The sequence below is a fragment of the Affinirhizobium straminoryzae genome, assembly GCF_007004135.1.
GTDB lineage: Bacteria > Pseudomonadota > Alphaproteobacteria > Rhizobiales > Rhizobiaceae > Neorhizobium > Neorhizobium straminoryzae.
The window spans coordinates 69,469-90,520 of record NZ_VJMG01000030.1; the positions used below are offsets into that span (position 1 = coordinate 69,469).

18 protein-coding genes and 1 pseudogene are annotated in these 21,052 nt (G+C 64.5%); 7 read left to right on the top strand and 12 right to left on the bottom strand.

What is annotated here, in order from left to right:
- The first annotated feature begins 91 nt into the window (after window positions 1-91).
- From rnd to FNA46_RS12515, 3 genes are all read left to right on the top strand, one after another.
- On the top strand, window positions 92-1,243 hold the full coding sequence (gene rnd / locus FNA46_RS12505; protein WP_143125535.1) for a ribonuclease D: 1,152 nt from the start codon (window positions 92-94) through the stop codon (window positions 1,241-1,243).
- Entirely contained in the window at window positions 1,240-2,247 is a 1,008-nt protein-coding gene (locus tag FNA46_RS12510; RefSeq protein ID WP_143125536.1) for a DUF2891 domain-containing protein, read from the top strand. The genes rnd and FNA46_RS12510 overlap by 4 nt, the downstream gene beginning before the upstream one ends.
- A 209-nt stretch (window positions 2,248-2,456) precedes the next feature.
- The gene (locus tag FNA46_RS12515) at window positions 2,457-3,812 is read left to right on the top strand and encodes an esterase-like activity of phytase family protein (protein WP_143125537.1); all 1,356 of its coding nucleotides are present in this window, start codon (window positions 2,457-2,459) and stop codon (window positions 3,810-3,812) included.
- Between the two features lie 75 nt (window positions 3,813-3,887).
- Here the strand turns inward: FNA46_RS12515 and FNA46_RS12520 are convergent, their stop codons facing one another.
- Window positions 3,888-4,829 carry a lysylphosphatidylglycerol synthase transmembrane domain-containing protein gene (locus FNA46_RS12520; protein ID WP_143125612.1) on the bottom strand — a complete coding sequence of 314 codons (942 nt, stop codon included), beginning with the start codon at window positions 4,827-4,829 and terminating at the stop codon, window positions 3,888-3,890.
- A gap of 344 nt (window positions 4,830-5,173) precedes the next feature.
- Here FNA46_RS12520 and FNA46_RS12525 point away from each other — a divergent pair, with 344 nt between their 5' ends.
- A complete protein-coding gene (locus tag FNA46_RS12525; RefSeq protein WP_143125538.1) occupies window positions 5,174-6,259 on the top strand; it encodes an adenylate/guanylate cyclase domain-containing protein in 1,086 nt (361 codons plus the stop codon).
- Between the two features lie 2 nt (window positions 6,260-6,261).
- On the opposite strand, the gene ppx is transcribed toward FNA46_RS12525, so the two are convergent.
- The 4 genes and pseudogenes from ppx to FNA46_RS12545 all read right to left on the bottom strand — a co-directional run bounded on the left by ppx (window position 6,262) and on the right by FNA46_RS12545 (window position 11,926).
- Complete coding sequence (gene ppx / locus FNA46_RS12530; protein WP_143125539.1) at window positions 6,262-7,782, bottom strand: exopolyphosphatase; 1,521 nt, start codon at window positions 7,780-7,782, stop codon at window positions 6,262-6,264.
- Window positions 7,783-7,827: 45 nt separating this feature from the next.
- Window positions 7,828-9,978, bottom strand: a pseudogene (locus tag FNA46_RS12535) (RNA degradosome polyphosphate kinase); the annotation flags it as partial.
- Between the two features lie 90 nt (window positions 9,979-10,068).
- Window positions 10,069-10,779, bottom strand: coding sequence for a DnaA regulatory inactivator HdaA (gene hdaA / locus FNA46_RS12540; protein WP_143125541.1), 711 nt, complete (start codon window positions 10,777-10,779; stop codon window positions 10,069-10,071).
- Window positions 10,772-11,926, bottom strand: coding sequence for an AI-2E family transporter (locus tag FNA46_RS12545; RefSeq protein ID WP_143125542.1), 1,155 nt, complete (start codon window positions 11,924-11,926; stop codon window positions 10,772-10,774). The genes hdaA and FNA46_RS12545 overlap by 8 nt, the downstream gene beginning before the upstream one ends.
- 308 nt (window positions 11,927-12,234) lie before the next feature.
- On the opposite strand from FNA46_RS12545, the gene purM reads away from it, so the two are divergent.
- The gene (gene purM, locus FNA46_RS12550) at window positions 12,235-13,308 is read left to right on the top strand and encodes a phosphoribosylformylglycinamidine cyclo-ligase (protein WP_143125543.1); all 1,074 of its coding nucleotides are present in this window, start codon (window positions 12,235-12,237) and stop codon (window positions 13,306-13,308) included.
- Complete coding sequence (gene purN / locus FNA46_RS12555; RefSeq protein ID WP_143125544.1) at window positions 13,305-13,961, top strand: phosphoribosylglycinamide formyltransferase; 657 nt, start codon at window positions 13,305-13,307, stop codon at window positions 13,959-13,961. The genes purM and purN overlap by 4 nt, the downstream gene beginning before the upstream one ends.
- Window positions 13,962-13,986: 25 nt before the next feature.
- Here the strand turns inward: purN and FNA46_RS12560 are convergent, their stop codons facing one another.
- The 7 genes from FNA46_RS12560 to FNA46_RS12590 form a co-directional block, all read right to left on the bottom strand.
- The gene (locus FNA46_RS12560) at window positions 13,987-14,766 is read right to left on the bottom strand and encodes a sulfite exporter TauE/SafE family protein (protein WP_143125545.1); all 780 of its coding nucleotides are present in this window, start codon (window positions 14,764-14,766) and stop codon (window positions 13,987-13,989) included.
- Window positions 14,766-15,197 carry a YeeE/YedE family protein gene (locus FNA46_RS12565; protein ID WP_143125546.1) on the bottom strand — a complete coding sequence of 144 codons (432 nt, stop codon included), beginning with the start codon at window positions 15,195-15,197 and terminating at the stop codon, window positions 14,766-14,768. The genes FNA46_RS12560 and FNA46_RS12565 overlap by 1 nt, the downstream gene beginning before the upstream one ends.
- Window positions 15,194-15,601: a YeeE/YedE family protein gene (locus FNA46_RS12570; protein WP_143125547.1), complete on the bottom strand. Its 408-nt coding sequence runs from the start codon at window positions 15,599-15,601 to the stop codon at window positions 15,194-15,196. Before FNA46_RS12570 ends, FNA46_RS12565 begins: the two co-directional genes overlap by 4 nt.
- Window positions 15,598-15,942, bottom strand: a complete 345-nt coding sequence (gene bigR / locus FNA46_RS12575) for a sulfite-sensing transcriptional repressor BigR (protein ID WP_143125548.1) — start codon at window positions 15,940-15,942, stop codon at window positions 15,598-15,600. The genes FNA46_RS12570 and bigR overlap by 4 nt, the downstream gene beginning before the upstream one ends.
- Window positions 15,936-17,228 (bottom strand): bifunctional sulfur transferase/dioxygenase Blh, encoded by a 1,293-nt coding sequence (gene blh, locus FNA46_RS12580; protein ID WP_143125549.1) that lies wholly within the window; start codon window positions 17,226-17,228, stop codon window positions 15,936-15,938. The genes bigR and blh overlap by 7 nt, the downstream gene beginning before the upstream one ends.
- 130 nt (window positions 17,229-17,358) lie before the next feature.
- On the bottom strand, window positions 17,359-17,952 hold the full coding sequence (locus FNA46_RS12585; RefSeq protein WP_143125550.1) for an NUDIX domain-containing protein: 594 nt from the start codon (window positions 17,950-17,952) through the stop codon (window positions 17,359-17,361).
- Complete coding sequence (locus FNA46_RS12590; protein WP_143125551.1) at window positions 17,949-20,087, bottom strand: molybdopterin-containing oxidoreductase family protein; 2,139 nt, start codon at window positions 20,085-20,087, stop codon at window positions 17,949-17,951. Before FNA46_RS12590 ends, FNA46_RS12585 begins: the two co-directional genes overlap by 4 nt.
- An 86-nt stretch (window positions 20,088-20,173) precedes the next feature.
- On the opposite strand from FNA46_RS12590, the gene FNA46_RS12595 reads away from it, so the two are divergent.
- On the top strand, window positions 20,174-21,040 hold the full coding sequence (locus FNA46_RS12595) for a 23S rRNA (adenine(2030)-N(6))-methyltransferase RlmJ (RefSeq protein ID WP_143125552.1): 867 nt from the start codon (window positions 20,174-20,176) through the stop codon (window positions 21,038-21,040).
- Window positions 21,041-21,052 lie beyond the last annotated feature (12 nt).

A 21,052-nucleotide genomic window follows, 5' to 3' on the forward strand; every position in this document is an offset into this window, starting at 1 on the left:
CGGCGAAGGCCAGCCTTCTGTTGACATCCTCTGATGAAAGGGAAAGGAAGGTTGACCACGTCCCTTTCTTCAAGCCGCACGACCGATTCTGATGATTGTCACGACCGCCGCCCTCGATGAAGCATGCCGCAAGCTCGCCCAGTCGGAATTCGTTACCGTCGACACGGAATTTCTCCGCGAAACGACCTTCTGGCCGGAACTCTGCCTCATCCAGATGGCGAGCCCCGACCTTGAGGTGCTGGTGGACCCGATGGCCAAGGGGCTGGATCTTGCGCCCTTCTTCGCGCTGATGGCCAATCCGGCGGTGGTGAAGGTCTTCCACGCAGCGCGCCAGGATCTGGAAATCATCTACCATCTCGGCAAGCTCATCCCGCATCCGATCTTCGATACGCAGGTGGCCGCCATGGTCTGCGGCTTCGGCGATTCGATTTCCTACGACCAGCTGGTGCAGCGCACGAAGAACGTGCAGATCGACAAGTCCTCCCGCTTTACCGACTGGAGCCGCCGGCCGCTCTCCGAAAAGCAGCTGGATTATGCGCTGGCCGACGTCACCCATCTGCGCGACGTGTATCTGAGCCTGCGCAGCCGCCTCGACAGCGAGGGCCGCACCACCTGGGTCGCCGAGGAAATGGCGATCCTGGAAAACCCCGAAACCTACGACGTGCATCCGGACGACGCGTGGCTGCGGCTGAAATCGCGCCTGCGCAAGCCGCAGGAACTGGCCGTGCTGAAATTCGTCGCCGCCTGGCGCGAACGGGAAGCACGCAGCCGCAACGTGCCGCGTTCACGCGTGCTGAAGGACGACGCGATCTACGAGATCGCCCAGCAGCAGCCGAAGGATACCGAGGCGCTGGGGCGCCTGCGCACGGTGCCGAAGGGCTGGGAGCGCTCGTCTTCCGGCGCCGCGATCGTGGAAGCGGTCAATGCGGCGCTGGCGCTGCCGAAGGCAGACATGCCGCATGCGCCAAAGCACGTGCACACGCCGGAAGGCGCGCAGTCCGCCGTCGAGCTGCTCAAGGTTCTGCTGCGGCTGATCTCCGAACAGCATGGCGTCGCCGCCAAGGTGATCGCCAACAGCGAAGACCTCGACAAGATTGCCGTGGATGGCGAAAACGCCGAGGTGCCGGCCCTGACCGGCTGGCGCCGCGACCTGTTCGGCGAGCCGGCGCTGAAACTGATTTCCGGCAAGGTAGCGCTGCGCTTCGCCGACAAGAAAGTGGAAGCCGTGGAGCTTGAGGGGTGAGCGCCCCCGGGCTGACCATCGCGCTTGCCGATCGTTTTGCCGCGATCGCGCTCGGCCATGTCACCCGCGAATATCCGAACCACCTCGCGCATGGGTTCGAAGGCCCCGAGGATCTCGGCACGCCGCGCGCGCTGCATCCCCTCTTCTACGGCAGCTTCGACTGGCATTCCTGCGTGCACGGCTACTGGCTGCTGGCAAGCCTGCTGCGACGCTTTCCCGACATGCAGGAGGCAGGCCGCATCCGCGCCCTGTTCGATGCGCAGATCACGGCGGATGCGGTGGCCGGCGAGCGCGCCTATTTCGCGCGGCCGCTGGCGCGTGGCTATGAGCGGCCCTATGGCTGGGGCTGGCTGCTGAAGCTGGCCTCTGACCTGATGCCGCTCGAAAACGGCCGCTGGGCGGCGATCCTTCAACCGCTGACGGATGTGATCCGCGACCGTTTCATGGCCTTCCTGCCGCTCGCCACCTATCCGGTGCGCGTCGGAACCCATTTCAACACGGCCTTTGCGCTGCGCCTTGCCGCCGATTATGCCGAAACCGCCGGCGATGCCGATCTCATGGCGCTGCTGACCGGGACAGCCGAACGCTGGTATGGCGCCGACGAAAACTGCCCGGCCTGGGGCGAACCGTCCGGAGACGAATTCCTGTCGTCAACGCTTGTCGAGGCAGAATGCCTGCGTCGCCTTCTGCCGCGGGATCGCTTCCTCGCCTGGTTCGACGCCTTCCTGCCCCGGATCGGAGCACAGGAGCCCGCGACGCTGTTTACGCCCGCCACCGTGTCCGACCGGTCCGACGGAAAGATCGCCCATCTGGACGGGCTGAACCTCAGCCGCGCCTGGTGTTTCCGGACGCTGACGGCTTCGCTGCCCGAGGGAGATCCGCGCCGCGGCGTGATAGAGACGGCAGCGGAACACCATCTGGCGACCGCGCTGCCGCATGTGGCGGGCGATTACATGGGCGAACACTGGCTGGCGAGTTTTGCGCTGCTGGCGCTCACCGCCTGATCGTGACACCCGATCATCAGGGATGCATCCGGTCACTCCCGTGATCATTTCCGCTCGCCCCCCGGAGCCAGACGATGCGACGCCCGGAGGCAGGCGCCGTCTTGCGGCGCGATGCTGAAACGTCACCAAAACTTCATCCCCCCGCAATGCGAGCGACATTCAGCTTTTCTAATCATGCCCCGTTCGATTCCATCATCGGGGGATACAAGATGAAGACGATCCTGCTCGCGTCCGCCGCCGTTCTGGCGCTTGCCATCGGCGCCAAGGCCGAGGAAAAGGCCTTTCCGGCCAGACTTTCGGCCCAGGCCATCCTGCCCGCCAACACCGTCATTCCGGCTCCGGCCGATGCACCGGACGCGCTGAAGACCGCCGCCAAGTTCACGACCGCCGACCGCAAGCGCGCCAATGGTCTCGGCACCGTGCCGGGCATGGACGGCATTCACCCGACCGGCCTCTCGATGCCATTCGACGGCCAAGCCGTGCAGGGCTTTTCCGGCATCAAGACCATGCCGGACGGCTCGTTCTGGAGCCTTTCCGACAACGGTTTCGGCAGCAAGCTGAACTCTGTCGATGCCATGCTGATGCTGCACCACCTGAAGATGGACTGGGCCAACAACAAGGTCGACCGCCTGGAGACCGTGTTCCTCTCCGACCCGAACAAGATCGCGCCCTTCCCGATCGTCATGGAAGGCACGGAAAAGCGTTATCTGACAGGCTCCGATTTCGACATCGAATCCATCCAGCCGGTGGCCGACGGCTACTGGATCGGCGAGGAATTCGGTCCCTACCTGATCAAGATCAACCTGAAGGGCGAACTGGTCGCCGTCTATGCGACCAGCGTCGAGGGCAAGACCGTGATGTCGCCGGACAATCCGACGCTGGCGCTGCCGTCTGATCCATCAAAGCCGATGCCGGCCTTCACCCTGCGCCGCTCCAACGGCTTCGAGGGCCTTGCCATGTCGCCGGACGGCGCGCGCCTTTATGCGCTGCTCGAAGGCCCGCTTTATCTGGGCGACGGCAAGTTCGAGCAGGTGGACGGCCAGAACGCGCTGCGCGTCATCGAATTCGACACGGCCGGCAAGGGCTGGACGGGCCGCAGCTGGCTCTATCCGCTGTCGGCCGGCGGCACCAATATCGGCGATTTCAACATGATCGACGCCACCACCGGCCTCGTTCTGGAGCGTGACGGCGGCGAAGGCACCGCCGACAAGGCCTGCGCCGACCCGGCCAAGCCGCAGGTCGATTGCTTCGAAAAGCCCGCCAGGCACAAGCGCGTCTACAAGATCGAGATGAGCGATGCCAATGTCGGGAAGGCCGTCCGCAAGATCGGCTATATCGATCTGATGAACATCGCCGACCCGGACAAGAAGGCCAAGCAGGGCACGAAGGACGGCATCTACACCATGCCCTTCGTGACGATCGAGAACGTCGATGTGGTCGATGCCACGCATATCATCGTCGGCAACGACAACAATCTGCCCTTCTCCATCGGCCGCTTCATCGACAGAGCCGACGACAACGAGTTCGTGCTGCTCGACGTGGCCGATTTCCTCGCTGCCCGCTGAGCCGACGGCATTCAGACATGCGACGGGCACCGGGTTTCCGGTGCCCGTTTTCCGTTTCAGGGATGCAAGAGCCCTCTAGCGGCCGGCGCTCAGCGAACGTTTCTCGAAGACGAGAACGACGATCAGCGACAGGGCGAAGGGAATGATCAGGTAGAGCAGCCGGAAGACGATGAGAGCCGCCAGCACGTCCGGCTTGTCCATTTCCGGCAGGCCGTTGACGAAGACCAGCTCCAGGACGCCGAGCCCGCCCGGCGCCGTCGACAGAAGGGCTGCCGAAAAGGACATCAGGAAGATGCCGAGCACGATGAAAAAGCCCGGATTGCCGGCCGCCGGCAGCGCAAAATAGATGATGGCGGCAGCCGCAATCAGTTCCGCCGGTCCGATGATCAGCTGCAGCATCACCGTCCGCAGGTTCGGATAGGCAATACGGATCGGACCGAGCACCAGCGGCCGGAAGCCGCGCCAGCTGCCATAGACATAGGCTGCCGTCAGCAACAGGACGGCGATGCCGGCCCCGCGCGACACCTCCGGCGAGAGACCCTCGATGAAGCGCTCGCCGAGCGAGGGCTCGAGCACCAGGGTGATGCCGGACAGGAGAATGGTGCCGAACGCAAAGGTGAACGAGCAGAAAGCCACCAGCTGGCCGATCTGGATGGCGCTCAAGCCTTTCGACGAATAGGCGCGGTAGCGGATCACCGAACCGGAAAACACAGAAGCACCCAGATTGTGCGAGAGCGCATAGGTGGTGAAGGAGGTGAGCATGATGAACCATCCGTTCACCCGCCGCCCGAGATAGCCGAGCGCAAGCGCATCATAGCCCGCAAGCGCCACATAGGCGCCGAGCGCACTCAGCACTGCCAGACACCAGTGCATGGCCGATATGGCTTTCAGACTGTCGCCCAGCGCATCGAGAGAAAGACCACGCAGCTCCTTGTAGAGAAACCAGACCGAGATCGCGACGACCGCGAGCCCGAGAACCGACCAACCGTATTTCCTGATAATCGCCTCATCCCCCATGCTTTTTTTCGGCACGCCACGTCCCCGATCAGATCATGACTGCCGTTGCCCCCACAAGACTATAACCATACCCGCAGCCCGTCGGTCCAGTGATGGTCGTGGCGCGGTCACGCCGGCTTGATCCGCCGTGACACTGCGCACCAGGGAAGAAAGGACGCTGCCCCCGGTGCTGCAGCCCGATGGCAAAGGAACCTCGGTCAGAACGCGAGAGTTCCCGTTGCGATCCCGCCGCCCACCCACAAATTGCCGCAGTTGTCTCGGACCGCAAAGCTCGTATTGTGCGCTTCGGGAAGCTGGCAGACGAGGCGTAAAGCCCATCTGCCGCGGGAGATGACAGAGGGACCATGACGCGGGCGAGACGGACCGTCATCAATGCGAGGGCCGTCTTTTCCGGCCTGCGCCTCATCATGTTGCTGTCCTTCATCGCGCTGACGGGCATGCTGTTCATGCTGCTGTTTTCGGTCGATGGCGCACTCTATATCGGTTCGCTCTACGCGCTCGCCTGCAGCGTGCCGCTGATTGCCTTCGAAGGTGGTCTGCTGCTGCCAGCCCTGCTGCAGCGCATCCGCTGCTTCTCGACGCCGGCTTATTTCCTCTCGAGCCTCGGCATCTACTTCGTGCTCTCGGGCGTCGGGTTCGCCCTCGCCGGCATTATCATGAAGACGACCGGTATGATCGACGCGCACTGGAAGCAGGTGCTGCTGATCCGCCCACCGGCCTTCCTCTACACGCTGGCCTTCTTCCTGAGCGGGATCACCATCCTGCGCGTCCGCCAGCTCCTCGGACGGCGCGTCTTCCTCAGCCTGCTGACCGGGCGCTACCGCACGCCCGTCCAGGAGGAACGCATCTTCCTGTTCATTGATCTCGTCGGCTCGACCGCCTATGCCCGCGGGTTCGGCGACCTGCGTGCCCAGGAATTTCTTGGCGAACTCTTTGCGGATTTCGCCGGCCACGTGCGCAAGCATCAGGGCGAGATCGATGATTATGTCGGAGATTGCGCGATCGTCACCTGGCCCATGCAGGAGGGACTGAAGGAGGCGCGTTGCGTGCAGTGCCTGCACGATATTCTCGATGACATCACCGTGCGTGCCGCATGGTGGGAGACCCATTTCGGGCGCGTGCCGCAATTGTCTGCCGCGCTGCATGGCGGATCGGTGGTGACGGCCGAAATCGGCGTCTTCCACCACAAGATCACCTATTTCGGCGATGTCGTGAACACCACCGCACGCATCGAGGCCCTGTGCAGGACATTGCAGCGCCCCGTGCTGATCTCCAGCGATCTGATGCAACGGCTGACCCTGCCGCAGGGCACACTGGCCGAGCCGATGGGAGCGCATCTCGTCAAGGGCCGCGACGAGCCGCTCAACGTCTATGCCCTGTCTCGGACTGGCAAGGGCCGCACGGCAGAGGCCCGTCCCCGCGCGTCCTGATCTTATTCGAAGACGAAGGCGATCCGCCTGCCGGTCAGTTTCGACAGCTGCTGAAGGCGCCCGTCCAGACGTTCGCCGGCAAAATCAATGTAGTCGTGCGGCACCACCAGATCGAGGTCGAGATCGGGGCTTGCGGAGCGGCGGAAATAAAGATGGTCCACGACCCCTGGCATCGAGGCCGAGAACAGGTAGACGACGCGCAGCAGCCCGCCGAGCAGCTTGGCAAGCGACAGAAGCCTGGGCGTTGCGATCTGCGACAGCGGCCCTGTCGCCCCGTCGTCATGCAGGCCCTCGAACCGGTAGTAATTGGCCAGTGCCAGATAGGCGCGGCCCGGATGGGTGATGCCGACCAGCGAGGAATGGGCGATCAGGTTGAGCGCCTGCAGCCCGCGATAATCCGGATGGGCCCGCCAGCTGATATCGGCGAGAAGACAGGCGGCACGGCGATAGCGCGCCTCCTCTTCCGTCTCCTCGATGCCGAACATCGGCACCATGCGGCCGGTCCAGTCCGCAAGCTCGCGCGCATGTTCGGGCGAGCGGGCCCGCAGAATGGCGAGCTGGTCGGCGGCAAGCAGCAGCGGATCCTTCTGCTGCTCGTCCTCGGGAAGCTCGGAGAAGAGGAACCCCTCGCGCACCCCTTGCGCGGAAAACACCACGCGGGCCGGCTTCATCACGGCAAGCACTTCCTGCATGGCGACCGCCCCGAACGGCAGAAGCGCGCGGCGGTTCTTGGAGACGGATTGCCAGGCGGGATCCTTGGAGTCTTTCGACAGAACCACCTGATCGAGGAAATTCTGCATCTCGTTCAGTTGCAGCTCGTAGCCCTGCATCATGTGCAGCGGATAGCGGGTGATCTCCATGTGCAGCTTGGCGATGTTGCGCCAGGTGCCGCCAACCGCGTAGAAGGTGCGTCCCTCTCCCTTGGTGAGAAATTTGGCGTTACGGACCTCGTTGCGGGCAAGGCTTCGCGCCTTCTGCAGGGAATTTCCCGAGGATTCCGACAGGCGCAACCCGCCGAGCGGCAGCGTGATTCCCTTGCCGAAGCTGCTGCCCTTGATGTCGATCAGTTCCAGCGAGCCGCCGCCGAGATCACCGGCGATGCCATCCACATCGTTAAAGCCACTGATCACGCCGAGCGCGGAATAATAGGCCTCCTGCTCGCCGGACAGCACCCGGATCTGCTGGCCAAGGATGCGCTCGGCCTCCTCGATGAAGGCCGGGCCGTTGGAGGCCTCCCGGGCGGCGGCGGTCGCCAGCGCAAACAGCCGCGTCGCACGGGCCTGATCGGACAGCGCGCGGAAGCGACGCAACGCGCTCAGGGCGCGCTTGACCGCCTCCTCGTCCATGCGGCCATTGATGCCGAGGCCCTTGCCGAGCCCGCACAGCACCTTCTCGTTGAACAGGATGGTCGGCGAGCGGGACAGATCCTCATAGATCACCACGCGCACCGAGTTTGAGCCGATGTCGACAACGGAAACGGGAGCGCTTCCGGGGAGACGCCCCTGGGCTTCAGATCGTACCATTCGTCACTATTTCTTGCGGCCGGAGATCAATCCAGCGATGAGTTTCGGCGCACTCGACTTCAGGGCTTCCCCGCGCCCCGAAAGGCTCGGATTGGTCATAAAATACTGCTGCGCGTTGAAAGGTTCCTCGCCCTGACGGACTTCCATGCGACGCGACGTACCGTCGGGCAATATCTCGTAGCTCTGCTGGTTGTCAATCAGGTTGCCGAGCATGATCTGTGACAACACCTGCTCGTGCACGGTGGGATTGAGCAGCGGCACCAGCGTTTCGACGCGCCGGTCGAGGTTGCGCGGCATCATGTCGGCCGAGCCGATATAGACGAGCGCCTTGTCGGAGGGCAGGCCGTGGCCATTGCCGAAGCAGAAGATGCGGCTGTGTTCGAGGAAGCGGCCGACGATCGATTTGACGCGGATATTGTCGGAAAGGCCGGGCACCTGCGGCCTGAGGCAGCAGATGCCGCGCACCACCAGATCGACATCGACGCCGGCCCGGCTTGCCCGGTAGAGCGCATCGATGATGTCGGGATCGACCAGCGAGTTCATCTTCATCCAGATGGCCGCCGGGCGCCCGGCTTCTGCGTGCTCGATCTCCTCCTCGATATGCCTGAGGATGCGTGGCCGCAGCGTATAGGGCGAGACGGCAAGCTTCATGCTCTCTTCCGGCTCGCCATAGCCGGTGATGAAGTTGAACACGTTCGCCATGTCATGGGCGATCTTCGGATTGCAGGTGAAGAAGGACAGGTCCGTGTAGATCTTCGCCGTGACCGGATGATAGTTGCCCGTACCGAGATGGCAGTAGGTCCTGAGCTTGCCGTCCTCACGGCGCACCACCATCGACATCTTCGCGTGCGTCTTCAATTCGATGAAGCCGAACACCACCTGAACGCCGGCGCGCTCCAGGTCGCGCGCCCAGCGGATATTGGCTTCCTCGTCGAACCGGGCCTTCAGCTCCACCAGCGCCGTTACCGACTTCCCCATCTCGGCCGCATCGATCAGGGCGCGGACGATCGGGCTGTCGTTCGAGGTGCGGTAGAGCGTCTGCTTGATCGCCAGCACATCCGGATCGCGCGCCGCCTGCAACAGGAACTGCACAACAACGTCAAAGCTCTCATAGGGGTGGTGAACCACCATGTCCTTTTCGCGGATGGCCGCAAGGCAATCGCCAGCGTGTTCGCGAACGCGCTCCGGAAATCGGGCATTGTAGGGCTCGAAACGCAGGTCGTCGCGCGGGGCCTTGGTGATTTCGGAAAGGGTGTTGAGCGCCAGCAGACCCGGCAGAACCGCGACGCGATTGTCGGGCACGCCAAGCTCCTGCACCACGAACTGGCGAAGGGACGCCGGCATTTCGGAATCGGTCTCAATGCGGATGACCTTGCCGCGGCGGCGGCGCTTCAGCGCCGTCTCGAAGAAACGCACCAGATCCTCGGCCTCTTCCTCCACTTCGATATCGCTGTCGCGGATGATGCGGAAGGTGCCTGCGCCCTTGACCTCGTAGCCGGGGAAGAGGCGGTCGATGAACATCGACACCACGTCTTCCAGGGTGATGTAGCGGATCGTCTGGCCCTCGTCCGGCAGGCGGATGAAGCGATCGAGCGTCGGCGGCAGGCGCAGCAGGCCGGTCATCGGCTCGCGACCGCTCTTGCTGTCGAGCTGCAGGCCCATCGAGAAGCCGAGATTGGGAATGAAGGGGAAGGGATGGGCCGGATCGATGGAGAGCGGGGTCAGGATCGGGAACAGATTGTCCTCGAAATCGCTGGCGAGCCAGTTGCGATCCTCCGGCGACAGCGCCGCCGGCCGGACGATCAGGATGTCTTCCTTGGCGAGATACTGCTGCAGCACGGCGAGCGAGGCCTGCTGCTCCATCTGCAGATTGTCGATTTCTTTGAGGATGTCGTCGAGCTGCTCGGCCGGCGTCTTGCCGTCGGGGCTGCGCACCACGATGCTCTGGCGCACCTGGCCTTCGAGGCCGGCGACGCGCACCATGAAGAACTCGTCGAGGTTCGCCGCCGAGATCGACAGGAAGCGTACGCGTTCCAGCAGCGGATGCGCAGTGTTCAGCGTCTCCTCGAGAACGCGGCGGTTGAACTGGAGCCAGGAAAATTCGCGGTTGATGAAGCGATCAGGGCTCGTCAGCAGGTCAGAAGCTTCCGCCGTCATCTCCGGGAGGCTCTCCCGCGTTTCGGAAATCTGGTCCATGTCGCTCCCTCTGCCATTGCCATACCGCTCGGACGATGCGCCGAACGTTGCACTCGCCCCTATTCCTTTTCAACGACGCGGCGATGACAGTCAATCAGCGGTGTCCCGGCCGGCGAGGCTTTCCAGCACTTCGGCCGCAAGCGTGCGGGTGATGCGCGTACCGCGCGCCAGCGCCAGCCGGTCGAGGCGATCGACAACGCCTTGCGCCGCCTCCATCGAGCGCTCCATGCGCGCCACGATATAGGCGACGATGCGGTCATCGATATGCAGCTGCCGGTCTGCAAACAGCTTGATGATCACCTGCCCCAGCAGATCCTCATCCGGCTCGCCGATATCCACCACCGTCGCGGCCTTCAGGCGCGAGCGCAGATCGGCAAGCATCACCGGCCAGGACATCGGCCAGAGCCGCGCCGTGATGAGCAGCGTCGTCTGGTGCTGGCGCACGCTGTTGATGACATGAAAGAGCGCATTGTCATCGAAGCCGCGCCGGTCGGCATCCTCGAAGAGAACAGGGCCGCGGGCGGCGACGAGGGCCGCGTCGCTTTCGGCGGTCGGGTGGATGTCGGCGGCACCGGTGCGTTCGCGCCAGATGCTGGCAAGATGCGACTTGCCGCAGCCGGCGGGTCCGGTGAGGATCACCACAGGCGCCGGCCAGTGCGGCCAGGCATCGATCATGGCAACGGCCGCACTGACGGGGGGCGCGACGAGGAGATCGTCGCGGCCGGTCGCGGCATCATGGGTCAGCGCCAGCGGCAGCTGTTCCGCGCGCTGACGCTTCTGTTTGTCGAGCGTCTCAGTCATGGTCGTTCGGAGGCGTTTCAAGGGCCCTGGCTTCCACGCCGTTCCTGTCGTCCCAGGGCAGCGCGGCCGAATGGCCGAAGTAAATATCACTTTGAAGATACCGTGTGAGGGCGAAGCGGACAAGCACGCCGACCACGGCGGCGGCGGGAACCGCAATCAGCAGCCCGACGAAGCCGAACATGGTGCCAAAGGCCAGTAGCGCAAACATCAGCCAGACCGGATGCAGCCCGACGCTGGAGCCGACGAGCTTCGGCTGCAGGATGTTGCCCTCGATGAACTGGCCGGTGAAGAACACGCAGACCACGGCAATGATCCAGGGATAATCCGGCCAGAACTGCATCAGCGCCACGCCGACGGCCAGCACCAGCCCGACCAGCGAGCCGATATAGGGAATGAAGCTGATCATGCCCGCGACGAAACCGATCAGAAGGCCGAAGTTCAGCCCGACGATGGAGAGCCCCACCGCGTAGAAGAGGCCGAGGATGAGGCAGAGCGACCCCTGTCCGCGAATGAAACCGGACACCGCCTGATCCATCTCGCGCGCCAGCTGGCGGATCGTCGTCACCTGATCGCGCGGGATCCAGCTGTCGACCTTGGCGACCATGCGATCCCAGTCGAGCAGGATGTAGAAGGCGACGACGGGCGTGACGACGAGCAGCGAGATGACATCGACGATGGCCTTGCCGGAACTCCAGATCTGGCTGAGCAGGCCGCCGAGGAAACCGGCGCCCTCCGACATCAGGCTGGAAAAGTTCTGCTTGGCGTTCTGCACCTGCGTCACCAGCCATTTCGGCAGGAAGGAGTTTTCGGGGCTGGCGATCACCTGCTGCAGCTGCGTGATATAGCCCGGCAGCATCTTGGCGAAATCGTTGAACTGGCTGACGATCAGCGGGATCACCACCATCAGGGCAATCGCGAACATCAGCACGAAGCCGATCAGGATCACGACCGTTGCCATCAGGCGCGAAAGGCCGCGCCGTTCGAGCCAGTCTGCCACCGGATCGAGGAAATAGGCGAGTGCCATGCCCGCCACGAACGGCAGAAGGATGGTGCGGAAGGCGAGCAGGAACAGGACGAAGACAAGAAGCGCGCCGAACCAGAACAGCACGTAACGTCTGAGGCTCGCACCACTGATATGATAGGCCATCGCTTGCGTCCCCTGCATCACTCTCGAGGACATGGGATAGGCGCTTGCCCGTTGCAAGGTCAAGGCTGCGGATGCAATGCACAAGAGAGGGCCTGAACAGCTGGGAAAACCGGGGTTCAAGGCGTCTGCCGCTTGCATATCGCGCCCACTCGTGCAATGGCGACCGTCTCCAGGCAATCCCGTTCCGTTGCCGGTCTTGGCCGGTCTTGCGACCCGGAGCGGGCGGCCTGTTCCTTTTTATCAGGGCGCAGGTTCTTCTCGCGACGCATGCGACCGCGACACCTGCCGCAGACAAGCGGAGACGGGCGATGAGCAACGCAGGCAAGAACGGTCTCACCTACAGCGATGCGGGCGTCGACATCGATGCGGGCAACCTGATGGTGGAAAAGATCAAGCCGGCCGTGCGCTCTACCCGCCGCCCCGGCGCCGATGGCGAGATCGGCGGCTTCGGCGGCCTGTTCGACCTGAAGGCCGCGGGCTTTACCGATCCGGTTCTGGTGGCCGCCAATGACGGCGTCGGCACCAAGCTGAAGATCGCCATCGACGCCAACCGTCATGACACCGTCGGCATCGACCTTGTCGCCATGTGCGTCAACGACCTCGTGGTGCAGGGCGCCGAGCCGCTGTTCTTCCTCGACTATTTCGCAACCGGCAAGCTGGACCCGGAACAGGGTGCCGCCATCGTGCTCGGCATCGCCGATGGCTGCCGCCAGGCCGGCTGCGCGCTGATCGGCGGCGAGACCGCGGAAATGCCCGGCATGTACCGCGACGGCGATTATGATCTCGCCGGCTTTGCGGTCGGTGCTGCCGAGCGCGGCCAGCTGCTGCCCTCCGGCGACCTTGCCGAAGGCGATGTGATCCTCGGCCTGACATCGTCGGGCGTGCATTCGAACGGCTTCTCGCTGGTGCGCAAGATCGTGTCGCTTTCCGGCCTCGCCTGGGATGCGCCGGCCCCCTTTGCGGACGGCAAGACGCTCGGCGAAGCGCTGCTGACGCCGACACGCATCTATGTGAAGCCGCTCCTGAAGGCGATCCGCGAGACGGCCGGCATCAAGGCGCTCGCCCACATCACCGGCGGCGGCTTTCCGGACAATATTCCGCGCGTTCTGCCCGACACTCTGGCCGCCGAAATCGACCTCGGCAGCATTCCCGTTCCGCCGGTCTTCTCGTGGCTCTCTGCCACGGGCGGCGTGGCAGCCAATGAAATGCTGCGCACCTTCAACTGCGGCGTCGGCATGATCGCCGTCGTCGCTGCGGAAAATGTCGCGGCCGTCACCGACGTTCTGGCGGGCGAAGGCGAAGTCGTCGTGCCGCTCGGCCGCATCGTCGCGCGCGCCGAAGGCGGCGCGGGGACGCTCTACAAGGGTACGCTTGGCCTATGAGCATGGAGAAGAAGCGCGTCGTCGTGCTGATCTCCGGCAGCGGCTCCAACATGCTGGCGCTGGCCGATGCCTGTGCCGCACCGGATTTCCCGGCCGAGATCGTCGGCGTGATCTCCGACAAGAAGGCGGCGGGCGGGCTTGCGAAGGCGAGTGCTCGCGGCATCGCCACCTTCGCCTTCGAGCGCAAGGATTTTTCCAGCAAGGCCGAGCACGAGGCGGCGGTGCTCGGCGCCCTCGCGGCGTTGCAGCCAGACCTCGTCTGCCTTGCAGGCTACATGCGGCTTCTGTCGGCGGACTTCATCCGTCCGTATGACGGGCGCATCCTCAACATCCACCCCTCGCTGCTGCCGCTGTTTCCCGGCCTCCACACCCACCAGCGCGCGCTGGAGGCCGGCGTGCGGATTGCCGGCTGCACGGTGCATTTCGTGACCGAAGGCATGGATGAAGGCCCCTGCATCGCCCAGTCCGTGGTGCCGGTCATGCCGGGCGATACCGCCGACACGCTCGCCGCCCGCGTGCTGACGGTCGAGCATCATACCTATCCGCTGGCGCTTCGCCTCGTGGCGGAAGGCACGGTGCGGATGACGGCCCAGGGAAGGGTGGAGCGGATGACAAGCATCGTCAGCCCCGATGCCCGGCTGATCAGCGCCTGAGCCCCCGGCACTGACGGATAGCGCCTTACCCAGCAATCGCGCCAAGGCTGCGGGAGATCACATAGAGGGCGACGCAAAAGATCAGGCCGGCAAAGATGCGGTTCAGCATGTTCTTCTGTGCCGAAAGCCGTGTGGCCGCCAGCGTTCCCACCAGACCGCCCAGCACGCCGCCGAAGATGAACTCGCCCGCCAGCGCCCAGTCCACCAGCCCTGACAGCGAATAGTTGACAGCGGTGGCCAGCCCGAAGGCGGTGACCGCCATCAGCGAGGTGCCGACCGCATCAATCATGGGCATGCCGGTCGCCAGGATCAGCGCCGGCACGATGAGAAAGCCGCCGCCAATGCCAAAGAAGCCGGAGGCGCCGCCGGCGAGCAATGCCATGACGGCCGTCAGCACGCACATGCGCCGATCGACGGGGCGCGGTGCGACCTCCACCAGCGGTCGCCGGCGCAGCATCAACGCCCCGACCGCGATCATCACCAGCCCGAAGAAGAACAGCAGCTTCGATCCGTCGAGCGCCTTGCCAAGCGTCGAGCCACCGAAGGCCCCGACGACGCCGAAGGCCGAAAACACCAGGCCGCAGCGCCAGCGCACATGCCCCTTGGCCGCATGGCCGATGAAATTGGCAAGGGCATTGACGGCAACCGCCAGCGCGCCGGTGCCGATCGCCACATGCGGCTGCGCGACACCGACGACATAGAGCAGCAGCGGCGTGGCGAGGATGGAGCCGCCGCCGCCGAGCAGGCCGAGCGTGAAGCCCACCAGCCCGCCGGAGCCGAGCGCGGCGATCAGCTGTTCGGTCATCACACCTTCCCCGCCAGCATGCGGTCATGCAGGATCATGCCCGCCACCATGGCGATGACGAACAGCAGCCCGGCCCCGAAGCCGAGCGGCAACGCGGAAATCGCCGGTCCCGGACAGAAGCCGCCGAGCCCCCAGCCGATGCCGAACAGGGCCGAGCCCAGCACCAGCGGCCGGTCGATGGGGCGGTTGGCGGGGATCTGGAACTGATCGGCCAGCACCGGCTGTGGCATGCGGCGGACCCAAACCATGCCCGCCATGGCCACCAGCACGGCACCACCCAGCACGAAGATCAGGCTCGGATCCCAGGCGCCGAACGGATCGAGAAAGCCCTGCACGCGGGCGGGGTCCAGCATGCCGGAGAGCGAAAGGCCGAAGCCGAACAGCGTGCCGCAGCCAAGGGCGGCCAGAACGGAACGAAAGGATGCGGTCATAGGCTTGCCCTCATCAGGGTGACGGTCACGATGCCGGTGATCAGGAAGGTGGCGACGGCCACCATCGAGCGCGGCGAGAAACGGGCAAGGCCGAGCACGCCATGACCGCTGGTGCAGCCGGAGCCCATGCGTGAACCAATGCCGACCAGCAGGCCCGCAAGAATGATCACCGGCAGTGAGGCGCTGATCGTCACCGCAGGCCACGCGCCGAAGGCAAGGTGATAGAGGAGCGGCCCGAGCAGCAGGCCGATCACGAAGGCGCCGTTCAGGGCGGCATTCGCCCCTTCCGCCAGCCGGCCGACGATACCGCTGATGCCGGCAATGCGACCGGTGAGGATGAGGTACAGGATGGCGGAGAGACCGATCAGCAGCCCGCCGGCAAAGGAGGTGAGGTACGGGCTCATCGCGGCATGTCCGCGCAGTAGATGTCGAACAGCGCGGCGATCAGCTGCGCCGTCTTCGCCGCGGTGAGGCGATAGAAGATCTGCTTGCCCTCCCGCCGGGTTTCGACGATCTCCGCCTCGCGCAGCACGGTCAGCTGCTGGGAGAGCGTCGGCTGGTGCACGTCGAGCTTTTCCTCGAGTTCACCGACGGAAAACTCGCCCTGCACGAGGGTACAGACCAGCATCAGGCGCACCGGATGGGCCAGCACCTTCAGGTGCCCGGCCACCTCCGAGGCACGCGCCTCCATGGCCTTGGGGCTCATGCCGAGCGCGCGCTTCCTGTCGAGAAAATCGGTTACCATGCGGCCCCCTCCAGCGCATTGAGCGGAATCTTCAGATAACGCCGGCCATTGTCTTCCGGCTCCGGCAGGCGCCCACCGCGCACGTTGACCTGCAGCGCATGCAGGATCAGCTTTGGCATCGGCAGCGTGCGATCGCGCGCCTGACGCAGGTCTACGAAAGCGGCTTCGGCAATGCCGGCGAGATGCGGGTTGGTGCGCTTCTGCTCGGCCACCGTGCTTTCGAAGCGGGGATGACGCCCGCCGGGCTGATAGTCGTGGCCGGTGAACAGCCGCGTCTCCTCCGGCAGGGCGAGGATCGCCTGGATCGACTGCCAGAGCGCATGTGCGCTGCCGCCCGGAAAATCGGCGCGGGCGGTACCGCTGTCCGGCATGAAGATGGTGTCGTGCACGAAGGCTGCATCGCCGATGACATAGGTGATGGAGGCGAGCGTATGACCCGGCGAGAACATCACCCGCGCATCGATGCCACCGACCTTGAAGGTGTCTCCCTCGGCAAACAGCCGGTCCCACTGCGAACCGTCGGTCTGAAGCGCCGGCCAGTTGTAGATGCCCTTCCACAGCCGCTGCACCTCGACGACATGATCGCCGATCGCCGTCGGCGCGCCGGTCTTTTCCTTCAGATACCGGGCGGCGGAGAAGTGGTCCGCATGCGGATGCGTGTCGAGGATCCATTCGACCGTCAGCCCCTTCTCGGCGACATAGGCGAGGATGCGGTCGGCATTGGTGGTCGAGGTCTGGCCGGATTTCTCATCGTAATCCAGCACCGGATCGATGATGGCGCAGCGCTTCGTCGCCGGATCGGTGACGACATATTGCACGCTCCAGGTGCGCGGATCGAAGAAGCCCTTCACCTCGGGACGGCTGCGGAGGCGGCGTTCGAGCCAGGCGATGGGCGCGCTCATGTCGAGACCGTGGACAGTTCCGAGCGCGCCGATGTCCGCGACGCTCATGCGCCCATCCAGCGCCTCGCCGAGGGCATGGAGCGCAAGCGCCCGCGCGCCGGTGCGGCAATGGGCCAGAACCGGTCCCTTCGCCTCGGCAAGCGCTGCACGGAACGCATCCACATCCGCGTCGGTCATGGCGCCCATGCTGACCGGCAGAAACCGATAGGCAAGCCCGGCCTCGGCCGCCGCCTCGCGCTCGATGCGATCTCCGGGCGCGCCCTCCTCGCCGTTGGGACGCAGATTGACGAGCGCAGCAAAACCTTGCGCCCGCAGGCGGGCAATGTCCTCGACGGTCGGCTGCGCCGCAATGGCGAGGCGATCAGTGATCTGGATGGCGTTCATGACGGGGCTCCCTGGCCTTTCAATATACAGTTATATATAATGTATATTGTTTGAGCGCAAGAGAGCCTTCGCCGTTTTCAAGGAACGGCGAAGGCCGAAGGGTCGGTCCCTGATCCGGTTGACGGTTATCTTAATGCAGGCAGGCGCGGTTCAGCTGTGCCCATTGCAGCAGCATGATCGTCTTGCCGTCGGCGATCTCGCCGGTCTCGATCATCGCAAGCGCGCTTGCCAGCGGCACTTCCAGAACCTCGATATCCTCATTCTCTTCGTCCAGTCCGCCGCCTTCGGTCACGCGGTCGCAGGTATCGATGATCGCCGCGAAGAAGTGCACGACCTCGGTGACGGCGCCCGGCGACATGAAGCACTTGAACAGGAAACGGACATCGCGCACCTGATAGCCGGTCTCCTCGATCGCCTCGCGGCGGATCGCCTCTTCCGGATGCTCGCCATCCAGCAGGCCGGCCGGCGTCTCGATCAGCCAGCCGGAATAGCCGTTGAGATAGGCGGGGATACGGAACTGCCGCACCAGCACCACCACGTCGCGGGCGGGATCGTAGAGCAGGATGGTCGCGCCATTGCCGCGATCATAGACCTCGCGGTCCAGCCGATGGGTGACGCCATTGGCGCCGGTATAATCGAACGTGACCTTGTGGAGATGATACCAGTTGTCGGAGAGAAGCTTCTTCTCGACGATGTGGATCGTCGCGTCCTTGCTGCGGCTCATGCCTCGTCCTTCGTCAGCCAGACCCGGTTGTCATGCACGGCCGCCCCGCCATAGGGAGCGACCGGATCGGCACCGGTCAGAACGTTGATGCCCTCGCCGTCGAGATGCGCCTTGTTCGGCCACAGGCCCTCGGCAATCAGCACGCCGCGCCGGGCGCCGGGCATGATTTTCGCGTGAATGCGAAGCGCGCCGCGACGGTTGCCGATGCGCACCACAGCGCCATCGACAATGCCAAGCGCCTGCGCATCGTCGGGATGGATCATCACCTCCGGCCGCCCCTCCTTCTCGCGCGAGGTCTTCGTCTCGGCAAAGGTGGAGTTCAGGAAGTTGCGGGCCGGCGAGGTCGCGAGCCGGAAGGGATGCTCGGCATCCGCCAGTTCGATCACATCCACCTGGTCGGGGAAAACCGGAAATTCGGCATGGGGCCCGAGCGGACCGATGCTCTCCGGCGTCTTGTTGGGCGACGGGCCATTCGACCAGTCCGGCCGGAAGCGGAATTTTCCATCCGGATAGCCAAAGCCGTTCAGGTAATGCGCATCCTCAAAGGCGGGCTGACAGTCGATCCATTTGTCGACGGAGAGCTGGTCATAGCCCGGCAGGCCGTTCGGCAGCAGCATGCGATCGATGTGTTCACGCTCCGACAGACCGAAACCCGGATAGTGAGCGACGCCGAGGCGCTTTGCCAGTTCCTCGATGACGAAGAGATTGGTGCGTACCGTCTCCGGCGGCTCGACCAGCTTCGGCCCGAGCAGGATGTGGTTCTGCCCGCCGGCCCGGTAGAGATCGTCATGCTCCACGAACATGGTGGCGGGCAGCACGATATCGGCCATATCGGCCGTCTCGGTCATGAACTGCTCGTGCACGGCAACAAACAGGTCGCTGCGGGCAAAGCCCTGCCGCACCAGACGCTGTTCCGGCGCGATGTTCATCGGATTGGTGTTCTGGATCAGAAGCGCCGTCACCGGGCCGCCCTGCCGCAGCGCCACCGGATCGCCCGTCAGAACGCGGCCGATCTGCGACTGGTCGAGCATGCGGATCGACGGATCGAGATAGCCGGTGCCCATCAGTTCGCGCTTGTCGAGCCGGAAGATCTCGCCATTGTTGTGGAAGGCACCGCCGCCTTCATACTGCCATGACCCCAGGACGGTGGCGATGGAGAGCGCGGCATGCATGGACATGGTGCCGTTGCGCTGGCGGGTAAACCCGTAGCCCAGACGGAAGAAGGTCTTTTTCGTCGTGCCGACGAGGCGCGCGAAGGTCTCGATCTCCTCGACCGGGAGGCCGGTGATGGCAGAGGCCCATTCCGGCGTCCTGGTCTTGAGATGCGCTTCGAGACCGGCGGGATCGTCGGCAAACGTGTCCATGTAGGCGCGGTCGGCATACCCGTCGCGGAAGGCGATGTGCATGATCGCGCAGGCAAGCGCCGCATCGGTGCCGGGCTTCAGGATGACCTTGATATCGGCCTGCTTCATCGTCGGGCTGTCGTAGATATCGACGACGACGATTTTGGCGCCGCGCTCCTTGCGCGCCTTCACCGCATGGGTCATCACGTTGACCTGGGTGGCAACCGGATTGGTGCCCCAGATGACGATGCAATCGGATTTTGCCATCTCGCGCGGATCGGGACCGCGCAGCGCGCCGGTGCCGAGCACATAGCCCGTCCAGGCCATGTTGGTGCAGATCGAGCCGAAGAAGCCGGAATAGCGCTTGGCATGGCGCAGCCGCTCGATGGAATCGCGCTGCACCTGGCCCATCGTGCCGGCATAGAAATAAGGCCAGATCGCCTCGCTGCCATGGGCGGCTTCCGCCTTCACGAAGGCGTTGGCAATCTCGTCGAGGGCGGCCTCCCAGGAGATCTCCTGCCAGACACCCTCCCCTTTGGCGCCCTTGCGGCGCTTCGGCGTGAGAAGCCGGTCCGGATGGTAGAGCCGCTCGGCATAGCGCGCCACCTTGGCGCAGATGACACCCGCGGTATAGCTGTTGGCATTGGCGCCCCGCACGCGGCCGACACGTCCCTCGGCGGTCAGATCGACCTCGAGCGCGCAGGCAGACGGACAGTCATGGGGGCAGACGGTGGCCCTCACCGCGGACGCGGTGGCGGTGTTTTTCGAAGAGATCGGGGTCGCAACGTTCATGCCTTTCCTATAGGACAAGCAGACCGTCGCAGAAAGCCGCTTTTGCGATGCATCAAATCTATTCAAGAGAGCCAGAAGGCCCCGTCATGAACTATCGGCACATCTACCATGCCGGCAATTTCGCCGATGTCCTGAAACACGCCGTCCTCTGCCTGCTGATCCGCTACATGCAGAAGAAGGACAAGGCGTTTCGGGTGCTGGACACCCATGCCGGCATCGGGCTCTACGACCTTTCCTCCGAGGAGGCGCAGAAGACCGGCGAATGGCGCGATGGCATCGGCCGGCTGATGGAGGCCGAGCTGGAGCCGCAGGCCGCCGAGATCCTGGCCCCCTATCTGGATGCCGTGCGGGAGCTGAACCCGAAGGGCGCGATCACCCGCTATCCGGGCTCGCCGAAGCTGGCCCGCATGCTGTTTCGCCCGCAGGACCGGCTGGCGGCGATGGAGCTGCATCCGGACGATTACCTGCGCCTTGCCCGACTGTTCGAAGGCGACTTTCAGGTGCGCGTGACCGAACTCGACGGCTGGCTGTCGCTCGGCGCCCATCTGCCGCCCAAGGAAAAGCGCGGCATCGTGCTGGTCGATCCGCCCTTCGAGATCGAGGGCGAATACGAGCGGCTGGCGAAGGGGCTCGGCACCGCCTGGCGACGCTTTCCGGGTGGCACCTATTGCCTGTGGTATCCGCTGAAGAAGGGGGCGCCGATCAAGGCGTTTCACGAGGCGCTGCAGGCGCTCGAGATTCCGAAGATGCTGTGCACCGAACTTTCGGTGAAGAGCGATCGCGATGCGACCGGGCTTTCCGGTTCCGGCCTGATCGTTGTCAATCCGCCCTTCACGCTGAAGGACGAGCTGCACCGCGTTCTGCCCGTGCTGAAGGACATTCTGGCGCAGGATCGCTTCGCCTCCTCCCGCACCTTCTGGCTGCGCGGCGAGGAAAAGCCCGAGGAGATCTGAGCCTTTGTCCGC

What these genes read in the sequence shown, in the direction of transcription:
- rnd (WP_143125535.1), top strand. Translation starts at nt 92, where the DNA reads ATGATTGTCACGACCGCCGCCCTCGATGAAGCATGCCGCAAGCTCGCC.
- FNA46_RS12515 (WP_143125537.1), top strand. Translation starts at nt 2,457, where the DNA reads ATGAAGACGATCCTGCTCGCGTCCGCCGCCGTTCTGGCGCTTGCCATC.
- FNA46_RS12520 (WP_143125612.1), bottom strand. Translation starts at nt 4,829, where the DNA reads ATGGGGGATGAGGCGATTATCAGGAAATACGGTTGGTCGGTTCTCGGG.
- FNA46_RS12525 (WP_143125538.1), top strand. Translation starts at nt 5,174, where the DNA reads ATGACGCGGGCGAGACGGACCGTCATCAATGCGAGGGCCGTCTTTTCC.
- ppx (WP_143125539.1), bottom strand. Translation starts at nt 7,782, where the DNA reads ATGGTACGATCTGAAGCCCAGGGGCGTCTCCCCGGAAGCGCTCCCGTT.
- hdaA (WP_143125541.1), bottom strand. Translation starts at nt 10,779, where the DNA reads ATGACTGAGACGCTCGACAAACAGAAGCGTCAGCGCGCGGAACAGCTG.
- FNA46_RS12545 (WP_143125542.1), bottom strand. Translation starts at nt 11,926, where the DNA reads ATGGCCTATCATATCAGTGGTGCGAGCCTCAGACGTTACGTGCTGTTC.
- purM (WP_143125543.1), top strand. Translation starts at nt 12,235, where the DNA reads ATGAGCAACGCAGGCAAGAACGGTCTCACCTACAGCGATGCGGGCGTC.
- purN (WP_143125544.1), top strand. Translation starts at nt 13,305, where the DNA reads ATGAGCATGGAGAAGAAGCGCGTCGTCGTGCTGATCTCCGGCAGCGGC.
- FNA46_RS12560 (WP_143125545.1), bottom strand. Translation starts at nt 14,766, where the DNA reads ATGACCGAACAGCTGATCGCCGCGCTCGGCTCCGGCGGGCTGGTGGGC.
- FNA46_RS12565 (WP_143125546.1), bottom strand. Translation starts at nt 15,197, where the DNA reads ATGACCGCATCCTTTCGTTCCGTTCTGGCCGCCCTTGGCTGCGGCACG.
- FNA46_RS12570 (WP_143125547.1), bottom strand. Translation starts at nt 15,601, where the DNA reads ATGAGCCCGTACCTCACCTCCTTTGCCGGCGGGCTGCTGATCGGTCTC.
- bigR (WP_143125548.1), bottom strand. Translation starts at nt 15,942, where the DNA reads ATGGTAACCGATTTTCTCGACAGGAAGCGCGCGCTCGGCATGAGCCCC.
- blh (WP_143125549.1), bottom strand. Translation starts at nt 17,228, where the DNA reads ATGAACGCCATCCAGATCACTGATCGCCTCGCCATTGCGGCGCAGCCG.
- FNA46_RS12585 (WP_143125550.1), bottom strand. Translation starts at nt 17,952, where the DNA reads ATGAGCCGCAGCAAGGACGCGACGATCCACATCGTCGAGAAGAAGCTT.
- FNA46_RS12590 (WP_143125551.1), bottom strand. Translation starts at nt 20,087, where the DNA reads ATGAACGTTGCGACCCCGATCTCTTCGAAAAACACCGCCACCGCGTCC.
- FNA46_RS12595 (WP_143125552.1), top strand. Translation starts at nt 20,174, where the DNA reads ATGAACTATCGGCACATCTACCATGCCGGCAATTTCGCCGATGTCCTG.